The organism is Dysgonomonas sp. PF1-14 (genome assembly GCF_029892965.1).
Taxonomy (GTDB): domain Bacteria; phylum Bacteroidota; class Bacteroidia; order Bacteroidales; family Dysgonomonadaceae; genus Dysgonomonas.
Genome location: NZ_JARXWN010000003.1, coordinates 275936 through 289891, shown reverse-complemented (window position 1 = coordinate 289891; position 13956 = coordinate 275936). Strand labels below are relative to the sequence as shown.

14 protein-coding genes are annotated in these 13956 nt (G+C 40.2%); 9 read left to right on the top strand and 5 right to left on the bottom strand.

The window, feature by feature from the left end:
- Positions 1 to 39: 39 nt before the first annotated feature.
- From M2448_RS05725 to M2448_RS05685, 9 genes are all read left to right on the top strand, one after another.
- Complete coding sequence (locus M2448_RS05725) at positions 40 to 921, top strand: carboxypeptidase-like regulatory domain-containing protein (protein WP_280645463.1); 882 nt, start codon at positions 40 to 42, stop codon at positions 919 to 921.
- 198 nt (positions 922 to 1119) lie between these two features.
- On the top strand, positions 1120 to 2499 hold the full coding sequence (tig, locus tag M2448_RS05720; RefSeq protein WP_280645464.1) for a trigger factor: 1380 nt from the start codon (positions 1120 to 1122) through the stop codon (positions 2497 to 2499).
- Positions 2500 to 2817: 318 nt separating this feature from the next.
- A complete protein-coding gene (locus M2448_RS05715; protein ID WP_280645465.1) occupies positions 2818 to 3447 on the top strand; it encodes a hypothetical protein in 630 nt (209 codons plus the stop codon).
- Positions 3448 to 3623: 176 nt separating this feature from the next.
- Positions 3624 to 4292: an ATP-dependent Clp endopeptidase proteolytic subunit ClpP gene (clpP, locus tag M2448_RS05710; protein WP_280645466.1), complete on the top strand. Its 669-nt coding sequence runs from the start codon at positions 3624 to 3626 to the stop codon at positions 4290 to 4292.
- 128 nt (positions 4293 to 4420) lie between these two features.
- Positions 4421 to 5662: an ATP-dependent Clp protease ATP-binding subunit ClpX gene (gene clpX, locus M2448_RS05705; RefSeq protein ID WP_280645467.1), complete on the top strand. Its 1242-nt coding sequence runs from the start codon at positions 4421 to 4423 to the stop codon at positions 5660 to 5662.
- Positions 5663 to 5755: 93 nt separating this feature from the next.
- Positions 5756 to 7951 (top strand): DNA helicase RecQ, encoded by a 2196-nt coding sequence (gene recQ, locus M2448_RS05700; protein ID WP_280645468.1) that lies wholly within the window; start codon positions 5756 to 5758, stop codon positions 7949 to 7951.
- Between the two features lie 4 nt (positions 7952 to 7955).
- Complete coding sequence (coaD, locus tag M2448_RS05695) at positions 7956 to 8423, top strand: pantetheine-phosphate adenylyltransferase (RefSeq protein ID WP_280645469.1); 468 nt, start codon at positions 7956 to 7958, stop codon at positions 8421 to 8423.
- 60 nt (positions 8424 to 8483) lie between these two features.
- Complete coding sequence (locus M2448_RS05690) at positions 8484 to 10079, top strand: S41 family peptidase (RefSeq protein ID WP_280645470.1); 1596 nt, start codon at positions 8484 to 8486, stop codon at positions 10077 to 10079.
- 137 nt (positions 10080 to 10216) lie between these two features.
- The gene (locus M2448_RS05685; protein WP_280645471.1) at positions 10217 to 10738 is read left to right on the top strand and encodes a hypothetical protein; all 522 of its coding nucleotides are present in this window, start codon (positions 10217 to 10219) and stop codon (positions 10736 to 10738) included.
- Positions 10739 to 10799: 61 nt separating this feature from the next.
- Here M2448_RS05685 and M2448_RS05680 read toward each other — a convergent pair whose 3' ends face one another.
- The 5 genes from M2448_RS05680 to M2448_RS05660 all read right to left on the bottom strand — a co-directional run bounded on the left by M2448_RS05680 (position 10800) and on the right by M2448_RS05660 (position 13871).
- Positions 10800 to 11045: a DUF4834 family protein gene (locus M2448_RS05680; RefSeq protein ID WP_280645472.1), complete on the bottom strand. Its 246-nt coding sequence runs from the start codon at positions 11043 to 11045 to the stop codon at positions 10800 to 10802.
- 148 nt (positions 11046 to 11193) lie between these two features.
- Positions 11194 to 11775: a manganese efflux pump MntP family protein gene (locus M2448_RS05675; protein WP_280645473.1), complete on the bottom strand. Its 582-nt coding sequence runs from the start codon at positions 11773 to 11775 to the stop codon at positions 11194 to 11196.
- Positions 11766 to 12284 carry a nitroreductase family protein gene (locus M2448_RS05670; protein WP_280645474.1) on the bottom strand — a complete coding sequence of 173 codons (519 nt, stop codon included), beginning with the start codon at positions 12282 to 12284 and terminating at the stop codon, positions 11766 to 11768. The genes M2448_RS05675 and M2448_RS05670 overlap by 10 nt, the downstream gene beginning before the upstream one ends.
- Before the next feature lie 98 nt (positions 12285 to 12382).
- The gene (locus M2448_RS05665; RefSeq protein WP_280645475.1) at positions 12383 to 13333 is read right to left on the bottom strand and encodes a glycosyltransferase family 2 protein; all 951 of its coding nucleotides are present in this window, start codon (positions 13331 to 13333) and stop codon (positions 12383 to 12385) included.
- Between the two features lie 10 nt (positions 13334 to 13343).
- Positions 13344 to 13871 (bottom strand): DUF4199 domain-containing protein, encoded by a 528-nt coding sequence (locus M2448_RS05660; RefSeq protein ID WP_280645476.1) that lies wholly within the window; start codon positions 13869 to 13871, stop codon positions 13344 to 13346.
- Between the last annotated feature and the right edge of the window lie 85 nt (positions 13872 to 13956).

Here is a 13956-nt window from a genome sequence, read left to right as displayed (position 1 = left end):
AATAAATTAAGAACGGTAAAAGCCATAAAAATTTGTAAAATGTTTATAAGAACACTCATTATTCTATCCCTATTACTTGTGTCAAATACTGCTTTTTCTCAAAGACAGGTTTGTGGCGCAATTATAGACAGAGATAATAATAAAGAGTCGATAACGGGAGCAAAAATACAAGAAGAAGGAACGGATAATTATGTATTTTCAGATATAGAGGGGAAATTTGAGATTATTACATTGAAAGATACATGTATTCTAATTATTTCGATGTTAGGTTTTGAGTCCGAATCTCTTAAAATAACAAATAATACAGAAAAAAACATCAGTTTAGCCTATTACAGTCATACCTTAAAATGGATAACGGCGGGGGCAGATTACGACTTTATAAACTCAAAATCCGGAATACAATTCAGTAATGGTTATGACGAGCGACCATTAATTCATTTTGAAGATTTCTCTGACAAATATATTTATAAAGTATCTTTTAAGACCGGATTCAACAAAGAGTATAGTTTTGGCGGCGCTATTGGCTGGCTTTATCCGACAAGATTTATAAATATGATTACATTAGAATATGAACAGTTTCACTATTCTGAAAAAGAAATATTCAAGTATAAAAATATAAACATAACGGGAGCAAAATATCTAGAACCTATCGACTCGGAAATCATTCTTAAACTGGGTTTTCAATCATTGAATAAAAAAGATAATTTCGGTATAAATCTTGCTATTCAAAAAGTTCTATTTCAAAATAGGTTGTACTCAGAACTTTCCGCAGGATATTATTTCGATTATTGGATATACTCCATCTATGCTCAGGGTTTTATTTATAAGGATCGTGTCGGTTTAAAATTGTCTTATGACAGAATTGATAATTTTGATCTTTTGACATTAGGAGTAAATTTCTTATTTTCTATATCGAAGTAAACTTATACATAACTTAAAGAATGTATTACGCTATTATCTTTTAGCAAATCAAGCATACAATCTTTTCATATTTCTCTTTGAAAATTACAATAATAAGACTATTTTTGCACCACCAAAAAGAGGTGTGCTTTTTCGGCACGTTTCTTGTATTCTACTGAAACAAAAAACAAATAAGAATATTAATATAAACCCGTTAAGATGAACGTATCTCTAACAAACGTAGATAGCGTAAATGCTATTCTTCAAATAAATGTTGCGAAAGCAGATTATCAGGAAAAAGTAGACAATTCGCTGAAGAATTTCCGCAAGAAAGCAAATATACCCGGATTCCGTCCTGGAACCGTACCAATGGGAATGGTAAAAAAAATGTATGGAAAATCTATTCTGGCAGAAGAAATAAACAAGCTGGTAGGTGAAAGTCTGTACAACTACATACAGGAAAACAAACTGAACGTACTTGGCGAGCCGCTTCCGAACGAAGAGAAACAACAAGCTATCGACTTTGCTACAGAGGGCGATTACGAATTCTTCTTCGACATAGCACTTGCTCCCGAAATAAAGCTATCGCTTACAAAGAAAGACAAGATACCATATTACAAGATAGATGTAAACCAAGAACTTGTTGACAAACAAATAGAATCTTACAAAGCCAACTACGGCAAATACGATAAAGTAGAAGAAGGCGCAAAAGAAACCGACCTCATCAGAGGAGTTATCAAAGAACTCGAAGACGGTAAGGTGAAAGAAAACGGCATAAATGTAGAGTCGGGCGTGGTAATGCCTTCATACATGAAAGACGCCGAAGAACAAGCTAAATTTGTAGGAACAAAAGCCGGAGATGTTGTAAAATTCAATCCGGGCAAAGCATACGAAGGAAACGAAACAGAAATAGCATCACTATTGCATATCGACAAGAATGCAGTAGAAGCTATCGCTCCTGAATTCAACTTTGAGGTAACTGAAATCACCCGTTACAAAGAAGCTGAACTGGATCAAGATCTTTTCGATAAAGTATTTGGTGCAGGCACAGTAAAAGATGCCGGAGAATTTACAGAAAAAGTAAAAGAAATCATTTCAGAGCAATTTGCCCCTGACAGCGACTACAAATTCCTGTTAGATGCAAAAGGTTTGCTGGAGAAAAAAGCCGGAGACATACAATTCCCTGACGCTTTCCTCAAAAGATGGCTGCTTACAACCGGTGAAGAAAGAACAGCTGAGTCTCTCGACAACGATTTCCCTAAAATCATCGAAGACCTGAAGTTCCATCTGATAAAAGAACAAATAGCGAAGGATAACAATATCAAGATAGAGAACGAAGACATGAAGGCCATCGCTATGCAAGCTGCCAGAGCACAATTTGCACAATACGGCATGATGAATCTTCCTGACGAAATGGTGGAGAACTATGCGAACGATATGTTGAAAAACAAAGACAACGCACGCAACCTGCTCGACCGCGCTATGGAAAATAAAATCATCGACGTGCTGAAAACAAAACTCGGCGTAGAAGAGAAAGCTATTTCTCTGGATGAATTCCGCAAATTCTTTGAGAAAGAAGAAGAAAAAACCGAAGCGTAATATTTCTACTATATTTTACAAGGCGGGCAGAATAAATTTATTCTGCCCGCCTTTTTTAGAGTCTGTTTAAATTTTACCAAAATATTTTATTATAGATTATTTTCATTCATTTTCAGGCTCTTTTGGTTTAATTTATCCCTTTTATCGGCTTAAATAGCCCGCTATTATCACCTCAAAAAAGAATAAATTATTCCCAAAATGGCTCTAAAAATCTGAATGAATAAAATTTAAACAGACTCTTATATAACATATCCTGTTTTCAACAATTTCACTATATTAGCGAGTAATTGTAGAAAAGACAACTTTAACCCACATCTTATGAAAAAACTATTGTATCTGAGTATTTGCATACTATCTGTAATATCCATCTCCTGTAATTCACAATCGAAAGACCAAGCTGAAATAATCGAGGTATTCAATACTGTAAATACCGCCGCAAGCCAGCGGAACGGACAAGTAATATACAACAACCTGACAACAGAAGCCATCAAATATTATGAGGCAATGCTCGTCAAAGTCAATGACAGAAATATTTCGGGAACCATCACCGACAAGATGAATATGACTACTGCACTGATATTATTCAGCAGGGAAGAACTGAAAAACATGGACGCAAAGTCATTTATCATAAGCCTCTATGATAATTCTATTGTAGATGAAGAAAAACAGAATGCTATCAATGCAGCAAAACTAGGCAGCATTAAGATAACAGGCGATGATGCTGTTGCCGCCTTAGGGCCGATGGATGCTATCGACTTCAAGAAAGAAGACGGGAAATGGAAATTCAATATATTGTCCCTGCTAAGGCCCTCAAACAGGCTGTTCGGTCAGTTCAAAACAGACAACAATCTGTCAGACAAGGATATTATAGAAGCATTTCTGCTCTCAAATGAAGCATTGATGAAGAACACCAAATTACCGGTAGATTCTATCCTGCCTTTGCTATAAATAAATATTTTTTATAAAGAAAAACCGTATGCCGTACTTTTCGGTTTTTCTTTATATATTTGTTGGACAATGAGGCTGGAATATTTAGCCTCTTTTTTATGTCAAGCCCATTGGCACGATAATTGTCTATACTAACATATAGTATTACATTTATAAAATTAAAAAAAGGATATATTATGAACAATGATTTCAGAAAATATGCTACCAAGCATTTAGGCATGAACGGGCTTGCGCTCGACAATTATATGGATATCACCAGCAGCTACATATCACCGACCATCATCGAAGAACGTCAGTTGAACGTAGCCCAGATGGATGTTTTCTCTCGTCTGATGATGGACAGGATTATTTTCTTAGGCACACAGATCGACGATTACACTGCCAATGTGATACAGGCGCAGTTGCTTTACCTCGATTCTGCCGATTCGGGAAAAGACATCTCTATCTACATTAACTCTCCGGGCGGATCGGTATATGCAGGATACGGAATATACGACACCATGCAGTTTATCAACAGTCAGGTATCTACCATCTGTACAGGTATAGCCGCATCTATGGCTGCCGTACTGCTCGTAGCCGGAGAAAAAGGCAAACGTTTTGCACTGAAACATTCACGCGTGATGATACACCAGCCACTGGGCGGTGCTCAGGGACAGGCTTCTGATATCGAAATCACAGCTCGTGAAATAGGTAAGATCAAGAAAGAACTTTATACTATCATCTCCGACCACTCCGGACAGTCGTTCGACAAAGTGGAAAAAGATTCTGACCGCGACTACTGGATGACTTCTGCCGAAGCAAAAGACTACGGAATGGTAGATGAAGTTTTAGTGAAAAATAAGTAAGAAATTTATGTATATTTGCCCGTAAATAACCAGCAGGGCAAAACAATCATCAGCATAATTGATTTTAGCCAAATTATTTTGGCTAAAATCTTTTTAAAAAACTACATTTGCACACTCAACTAAAATAAATGGCAAAGAAAGACGGAAACACTAATCATTGCAGTTTTTGCGGACGTAGCGACAAAGAAGTAAACATGCTCATATCAGGCATGGAAGCCGACATCTGCGACAGCTGTTCCGAACAGGCTTACCAGATAGTAAAAGAAAGCCTTGAAGCAAAGAAAAAATCGGCACTGGGAATAGATAAAACCCAGCTACCCGACCCAAAGAAAATAAAAGAATATCTCGACGGATACATCATCGGACAAGATAATGCCAAGCGCTATCTCTCGGTAGCGGTGTACAACCACTACAAACGCATACTACAAGAGAAAACCGACGATATAGAAATCGAAAAATCAAATATAATACTCGTAGGCCCTACAGGGACAGGTAAAACATTGCTGGCACGCACAATAGCTAAACTATTGCATGTGCCTTTCGCCATTGTAGATGCAACAGTACTCACCGAAGCCGGATATGTGGGCGAAGATATCGAGAGCATACTTACCCGCCTGCTGCAAGCATCGGACTATGACGTTGCCGCAGCCGAAAGGGGTATCGTATTCATCGACGAAATAGACAAGATAGCGCGCAAAAGCGACAATCCGTCTATCACACGCGATGTAAGCGGCGAAGGTGTACAGCAAGGTTTACTAAAACTGCTCGAAGGCTCCGTCGTAAACGTTCCGCCACAAGGTGGGCGTAAGCACCCCGATCAGAAAATGATCGCAGTGGATACAAAAAATATCCTCTTCGTTTGTGGTGGTGCATTCGATGGAATCGAACGCAAGATAGCACAACGCCTGAACACGATGGTGGTGGGCTACGCTTCATCGAAGAGCAATGCGCAGGTAGACAGGGATAATCTGTTGCAGTACGTTGCCCCTCAGGATTTGAAGTCGTACGGGCTAATACCCGAAATTATAGGTCGTCTGCCTATCCTTACCTATCTGGATGCACTGGATAGAAGTGCTCTGCGCAGAATATTAACCGAGCCGAAAAATTCGATCATAAAACAATATGTGAAATTATTCAAAATAGACAATGTCGACCTTACCTTCGACGAAGACGTATATGAATATATTGTAGACAAAGCTATCGAATACAAACTGGGAGCCAGAGGATTGCGGTCTATCGTAGAAACCATTATGATGGATTCCATGTTCAACATTCCATCTACCCAACAGGAGAAACTTCACATTACAAAAGAGTATGCCGAAGAACAACTCGAGAAGTCTCAAATGATAAAATTGAAAAATTCACAATAAAGTTTGCTATTTTCATAAAAAATAGGCTATTTTAAGTTGGAGATTTAAATTTAGGAATTTATCTTCGTAATATAAACAGCTTATTTTGCAAGTATGCTTAACAAAGAAGGGATATTAACCGGTGCTCTAAAAAAGCATTTTGGCTTTGACAAGTTCAAAGGTAACCAAGAAGCTATCATTCAGAATGTTCTGAATGGAAGAGACTCTTTTGTCCTCATGCCTACAGGCGGAGGGAAGTCTCTTTGTTATCAGCTTCCTGCGCTACTGATGGAGGGAACAGCCGTTATTATATCCCCCCTGATAGCCCTGATGAAAAATCAGGTAGATGCCATGCGCAACTTCAGCGAAGAAGACGGTGTGGCGCATTTTATAAATTCGTCACTCAATAAGGCTGCCATAGAACAGGTAAAAAGTGACATACTATCGGGCAAGACAAAACTGTTGTATGTCGCACCCGAATCGCTGACTAAGGAGGAGAATATCGACTTCCTTCGTCAGATACAAATTTCGTTCTATGCCATAGATGAAGCTCACTGTATATCGGAGTGGGGACACGATTTTCGCCCCGAGTACAGACGTATCCGCCCTATTGTGGCAGAGATCGGCAAACATCCGATCATTGCACTTACCGCAACGGCTACACCTAAGGTACAGCTCGACATACAGAAGAATCTGGGAATGATAGATGCCGATGTATTTAAGGCATCGTTCAACCGCGAAAACCTTTACTACGAAGTCCGTACAAAAACGAATAACGTAGACAAGGACATTATCAAATATATCAGATCGCAAGAACATAAATCGGGTATCATATATTGCCTGAGCCGGAAGAAGGTAGAAGAATTTGCCGAAATACTTCAGGCCAATGGCGTAAATGCTCTGCCCTACCATGCAGGATTGGATGCAAATACACGCTCTGCCAATCAGGATGCATTCCTGATGGAACAGGCAGACGTAATAGTAGCTACCATTGCATTCGGTATGGGGATAGACAAACCCGATGTGAGATATGTCATACACTACGACATGCCAAAAAGTCTTGAAGGATACTATCAGGAAACCGGACGCGCAGGACGCGACGGGGGTGAGGGGAAATGTATCGCCTTCTATTCCTTCAAAGACTTACAGAAACTGGAAAAATTTATGCAAGGCAAGCCTGTCGCCGAACAAGAAATAGGAAAACAACTGCTTCTTGAAACGGCTGCATACGCAGAAACTGCGCTTTGCCGCAAAAAGGTACTGCTTCACTACTTCGGTGAAGAATATAAAGAAAGAAATTGTGGAAACTGTGATAATTGTGTAAACCCTAAAAGACAAGTGGAAGCCAAAGAACTATTATTGACAGCCATCGAGGCTGTAGCTGCATTAAAAGAAAAATTCAAATCGGACTACGTTATCAATGTATTGAGAGGCAAAGAAACGTCCGAAATAGAGACATACGGACATCAGGACCTGGAAGTTTTCGGTTCGGGTGACGATGCCGATGAAGACACATGGAATGCTGTTATCCGTCAGGCACTCATTGCCGGATATTTTGAAAAAGATATTGAAAATTATGGGTTGCTGAAAATGACTAAGAAAGGAAAAGACTTCCTGAAAAAGCCCGTTTCATTTAAGATTACGACGGCAGACGAGGACGACTTGGATGACGACGAAAATATAGATGACGTTGTAGTCAAAGGCGGCGGTGGCGGTTCGGCCGTAGACCCTGTACTTTTCTCTATAATGAAAGACCTGCGAAAGAAGATGGCAAAGAACAATAATGTGCCTCCGTACGTTATTTTCCAAGACCCGTCTCTTGAGGCAATGGCTACCATCTATCCGATCACTATGGATGAGTTGCAAAACATTCCGGGTGTAGGAGCAGGAAAAGCAAAAAGGTACGGAACGGAGTTTCTACAAATAATAAAGAAACACGTTGAAGAAAACGAGATAGAACGCCCGGAAGATTTGCGTGTCAGAACGGTAGCAAACAAGTCGAAGCTGAAAGTAGCCATCGTACAGGCTATCGACCGCAAAGTGGCGCTCGACGATCTGGCCGAATCGAAAGGAATCGACTTTGGTGAGCTGCTCAATGAAGTAGAAGCTATCGTATATTCGGGTACTAAAATAAATATCGACTACTTCTTGCGCGAAGTAATAGATGAAGATCATCTGGACGATATATTCCAATATTTCCAAGAAGCTGAATCCGACGATCTGGAAGAGGCTATCAACGAACTCGGGGAATATTCGGAAGATGAAATCCGTTTGGTACGGATCAAGTTTATCTCCGACATGGCAAATTAACAAAATGAAAAAAAAAGCAATCTTTCCGGGAACATTCGATCCCTTTACGATAGGACATCATTCACTGGTAAAACGATCTCTCGAATTAGTAGATGAGATCGTTATTGCCATTGGTAAGAATGAAGCAAAGAAAAGTTTTTTTTCGCTGGATAGCCGTATCGAAATGATAGAATTGCTTTATAGCAACGAGCCACGCATAGCTGTGGACACATACGACAATCTGACTGTCGACTACGCAAAAAATATTAACGCTAACTTTATAATAAGAGGGATACGGTCTGTAAACGACTTTGAATACGAAAAGACGATTGCGGATATGAACCGGAAAATATCAGGCGTAGAAACCGTTATCCTCTTCACCGAACCCGAGCTTACGCATATCAGTTCTACCATTGTACGCGAACTGCTACGTTTCGGACATGATGTCAGCCAATTCCTTCCTGAAGGCATGGTTTTAAAGATTCAGGATTAACATATAACAAAAGAAACAATCTGCTAAAACACAGTAGATTACATTAAAAATCAATTTAGAATGAGAAGAATTACCATATCAGTGCTCTGCTTTTTTGTCATTGCACTAAATGTGTCGGCTCAGTTCAAAATGAGTGAAGGCTCTAAAAAGCTGGCGACTACGATGGCTGTGATAGAAAATCTGTATGTAGATAAGGTAGACGACAACAAATTGGCGGAAGACGCTATTAAATCATTGTTAGAGAAGCTCGATCCACACTCTACATACATCAGCGCCGATGAGGTAAAGGAAATGAACGAACCACTCGAAGGAAACTTTGACGGAATCGGTATTTCATTCAATATGCTGACCGATACACTGTATGTAATAGAAACCATTCCGGGAGGCCCATCCGAAAAAGTAGGAATAAGGGCTGGAGACAAGATACTTTATGTAAATGATACTTTGATTGCCGGAGTAAAGAAATCGTCAAAGTATGTGACATCACATCTGAAAGGCCCAAAGGGGACTTCTGTAAATGTCAAGGTGCTGCGTCGTGGTGTACCCGATCTGTTAAGCTTTAAGATCACTCGTGCCAAGATACCCGTTTACAGTATAGATGCCAGTTATATGATAGACCAGAATACTGGCTATATACATCTTATGCGCTTCGGTGCAACTACTGCGAGTGAATTTAGCGATGCGGTGAAGAAACTGAAAGGAATGGGCATGACAAACCTTATCCTCGATCTGGAAAATAATGGCGGAGGCTACATGGCTCCGGCTATAGACCTTGCCGATGAATTTCTCGACAAAGGTAAACTGATTGTATATACCGAAGGTAGCAGACAGCCGCGACGAGATGAAGTATCTACAGCTAAAGGCTCTTTCGAGAACGGCAAAGTAGTGATAATGATAAACGAAGGTTCGGCATCGGCCAGTGAAATCCTTTCGGGTGCTGTTCAGGACTGGGACAGAGGAGTAATTGTAGGCCGCCGCAGTTTCGGAAAAGGATTGGTACAACGTCCGATTCCTCTACCTGACGAATCGATGATACGGCTTACTGTTGCACGCTATTATACGCCTACAGGCCGCTCGATACAAAAGCCTTATACAAGCGGCGACCTGCTTTCGTACAATAAGGACGTGATAGACCGATACAACAAAGGCGAAATGATGCACGCAGATAGCATTCACTTCCCCGATTCGCTGAAATATCAGACTCTGGTGAACAAGCGGACTGTGTATGGCGGGGGCGGTATTATGCCGGATTACTTTATCCCTATCGACACTACCAGATACACAAATTATCTGGGAAGTGTGGCCAACAGAGGCATTATAAATAAAATAGCATACGCAGAAGTAGATAATCACAGGGATCAGATATTGAAAGACTACCCATCCAAAGAGGCTTTCTACAAGGAATATAATGTACCACAGGAAGTATTGGACAAGGTGATTACATCTGCTAACGAAGAAAAGATAGAGTTCAATCAGGAGCAATACGATAAATCGAAAGGTATATTCGAGTATCAGATAAAAGCACTTATAGGGCGCGATGTCTACGACATGGAAACGCTGGTAAGGATATTTAACGACCATAGTGATACCTACAAGAAGGCATACGAAATAATTAAGGATGACAGGACGTATAGTAAGTTGTTGAATAAGCGATAAAAAACTAATTTCATTTACTCTAAATATAAAGAACCCCTGTCCGATGGAACCGACAGGGGATTATTATTTTATCACGTTCTTATCTTCCTGAGAAAAAAGCATATCTTTAGGTGCTCACTTCTTTTAATTACTCAGCTATGAGAAATCTAATATTTATATTACTCTTTTTACAAACACTCTTTTTGTTCTCCCAGAGAGAAACTATCAAAATTGTAGACACTACTTTTACGGCTAGTTATCCCGTTCTGAAAATAGAAGAGAAGTCCTTTATAAACGAAATAGCAGCTATTGTTTTAGAATATAAAGTTCACAAAAAGTACAAAGACAGAGTATTTATAATTCAACAACAACCTGATACCATAAATAACAGTATTCTTATAATTGTCAGTCTCGAACCTCTGAATACAACATCAATATTAGATCAATCATCTCCATCAGGTGTAATAAACATACAGGAAATCCCTTTCTTTTATTACGGAGACAAAGCTGATATAATATACAAGACAAATGACACAATGAGTTTTACTCGAACAAGAAGACTCGGTTATATATATAATAATGTATTCAGAAAGAGTGGTATTGGCACATACGAAAGGTTAATATGGCATTTCAGTTATAAAGATGAAAAACTTAAATTATTGGGTATAAACTTCATATAAAACAACAATCCCCTGCCGGAACAAACCGACAGGGGATTTCTATTTCATTTAGCTTCTTCCGCTATTCCTTTATTTCTTCATAGGAAACATATTCCCCCTCGTCTTTCGAAAATACTTTTTTTGTCTCCTGCCCTCCGAACGGATTATAAGCTGAAGACTTTTGAGACGAGGAACTACGCCCTGACGAGCTGCCCGAATATGCTGACGGTTTCCCGAATATAAAAGATGACACACCCCTTACTACGGATAGTAACAGCATCACCCCGAAGATCAATATTGCAAATATCAAGAATAATATAAGTGTCATTTACGAATCAATTTAATAGTTAATAAATAGCCGACGGCAATTAATTACAAATAAATATAATGCCGATATCTTTCAATTATAACATACCGGTATGCCGAACGTTCGTTTCTTTGGTTTATTTAACAACAGTTGATTCTTGTAAACACTATCAGAGGTGTACGGTTTGCCCCTGTCCAAGCAAGGTATGCCCTGCCAGAATGGTGCAGGCGATAAGAATAAGAATAATACCTCCAAGCATATTTATACTCAGGTTGTAGCGTTGCCCTACCTTGCTGCCCGATATTACCCCAACAGAAGAAATAACGAATGTGACAATGCCGATAATAAAAGCAGGAACAAGTATCTGTGTATTGACAAAGGACAGGGACAAACCTACTGCCGTTGCATCTATGCTGGTAGCAATCGCCAGTCCGAGCATGACCTTGAAGTTGAGAGGATCGAAAGGTGAACTTTCCTCATTCTTCAGTGCCGACACGATAACACGAATACCCAAGATAAGCAGTATGCCGAATGCAATCCAGTGATCGAATTCCTCTATATAACGGGCAAATGTAGAGCCCACAAGCCACCCGAAGACAGTCAGCCCCATTTGTATAAAAGCCAGCATACCTGCTATCTTTGCCACATTTACTCTGTGATGATTTCCAATGATTGCACCGCTGGTTAGCGCTATAATAAGGCTATCCATAGATAAACCGATAGCCAGAATAATAATCTGAATTATATCCATTCGATAATATCTGCTGCCGGTTTTCTCTTTTTTTCGGTAGGTTTGCTTTTTTCTTCGTCAATATACCCCAGTGGAAAGATTGCGATAGGTTCTATATGGTCAGGCAGATGTAAGGCATCGGTCAGCTCATCGGGTTTGAAGTTGCATATCCAGCATGTACCCAATCCAACATTTGCCACTGCCAGACAAATATGCTCAGAAGCTATGGCCGCGTCTATGTCGGCATGATCTTTATTATCGGATGTCGTCCTTTTCCACGATTCGGAAGTATCTTTGCATACGACAATGTGCATAGGTGCGGTTGCAAACCAATCGCGGTTGTATGATTCATGTATCCGCGCCATTACAGCCTTATCCGTTACTACATAGAATCTCCAAGGCTGTAGATTACAGGCCGAAGGAGATAATCTGGCACATTCGAGTATATAATCTACTTTTTCCTTTTCTACGGGTTGCGGAAGGTAAGCCCTAACCGAATAACGGCTTTCGATAAGTTCTTTTAGTTGCATAAGTATATATTACGAGTTACAAGTTACTTTGTCCTTCAGACAGTTACGAGTTACAAGTTTGACAAAACTAAAGCGATTAGCTAACTGGTGTAGCAAAACTACAATTCTTCCTCTATCTTATAATCGTTCCTGTCGGACGAATTGCGGGATACTATTTCTCCTAAAAATCCGGCAAGGAACAACTGTGTGCCAAGCAGCATCATTGTGAGTGCTATGTAAAAGTAAGGCGAGCTGGTCACCAGCGGATGCGGTACCCCTCTGCTGATAGCATATAGCTTATTGGCTCCTACTATAATGACGGCAATGAAACCCAGAAAGAACATAACTGTTCCCCACAGCCCGAAAAAGTGCATCGGCTTGCGTCCGAAGACTGAGAGGAACCATAGGGTGAGCAAATCGAGGTAGCCATTTACAAAACGGCTGATACCTGCAAATTTGCTTTTACCGAATTTGCGTGCCTGATGCTGCACTACCTTCTCTCCTATTTTGTTGAATCCGGCTATCTTCGCCAGATAAGGGATGTAGCGGTGCATATCGTTGTACACTTCTATGCTTTTTACGACTTCTTTCCGGTACGATTTCAGCCCACAATTAAAGTCGTGGAGCTTAACTCCCGAAACAGCTCGAGCCGTCGCATTAAATAATTTTGTAGGTATTGTTTTCGACAGCGGATCATAACGTTTCTTCTTCCAGCCCGAAACCAGATCATAGCCGTCTTCTTTTATCATTTTATAGAGTGCCGGTATTTCATCAGGACTGTCCTGTAAATCGGCATCCATAGTAATCACAACGTCTCCCTGAGCCTTTTGGAATGCGCAGTGCAATGCGGGCGATTTGCCATAGTTGCGTCTGAAACGAATAGCCTTAACTTCGGGCGACGATTTTCGCAGATCGCATATCACGTCCCACGAACTATCTGTACTACCATCATCTACAAAAATGACTTCGTAAGAATAGCCGTTCTCGTTCATCACCCGCGCGATCCATGTGTAAAGTTCCGACAGGGATTCTTCTTCATTAAACAATGGGATAACTACCGAAATGTCCATGATATGAGGATTACTGATTACTTTTCTTTACCAACAACGCCATAGGCGTACCTAACAACACTCCCAGAAACACATTGCCCATAAAAATGGACACCACATACAGCAAACTGCTGTTTACCATGATCAGAGCATCGGCTTTCATCTGAGGTGGATATGGAAACGATTCCACCATTTTAGCAAGAGTGGGCGCTATCTTGCTCGAATAATATCCGGGATCGAGTACCTGAAAGTGCAGATATACTGCCGCCGCCTCTATAAAGGAGGCGAAGAAACACAGCAGGACGACAAAGAGAAAGCCCCGTATCTTGTTATTCACAGGGTAGGTATCGGCATTTATATACTTGATGTAAAAAACATAGATCAGTATAAACGTACCTACATTGAGCAGATAGTACAAATAGATAAAATGTACCCAATAGCTGGCCGCTACATAAACAAGGTATTTTAACGCCCAAAAGACACCTAAATAGAGGCCGTATTGCATGGCATACTTAAGCGGCGAGGTCTCTTTTCCGTCGATTTGCGTATGATTCGTCATTGTGGTACAAATGTAAGAAATAGTTTAGAAACTATTAAAACTTTACTTTTAATAATAGTTACATTGTACGGCTTACACAGCAGGG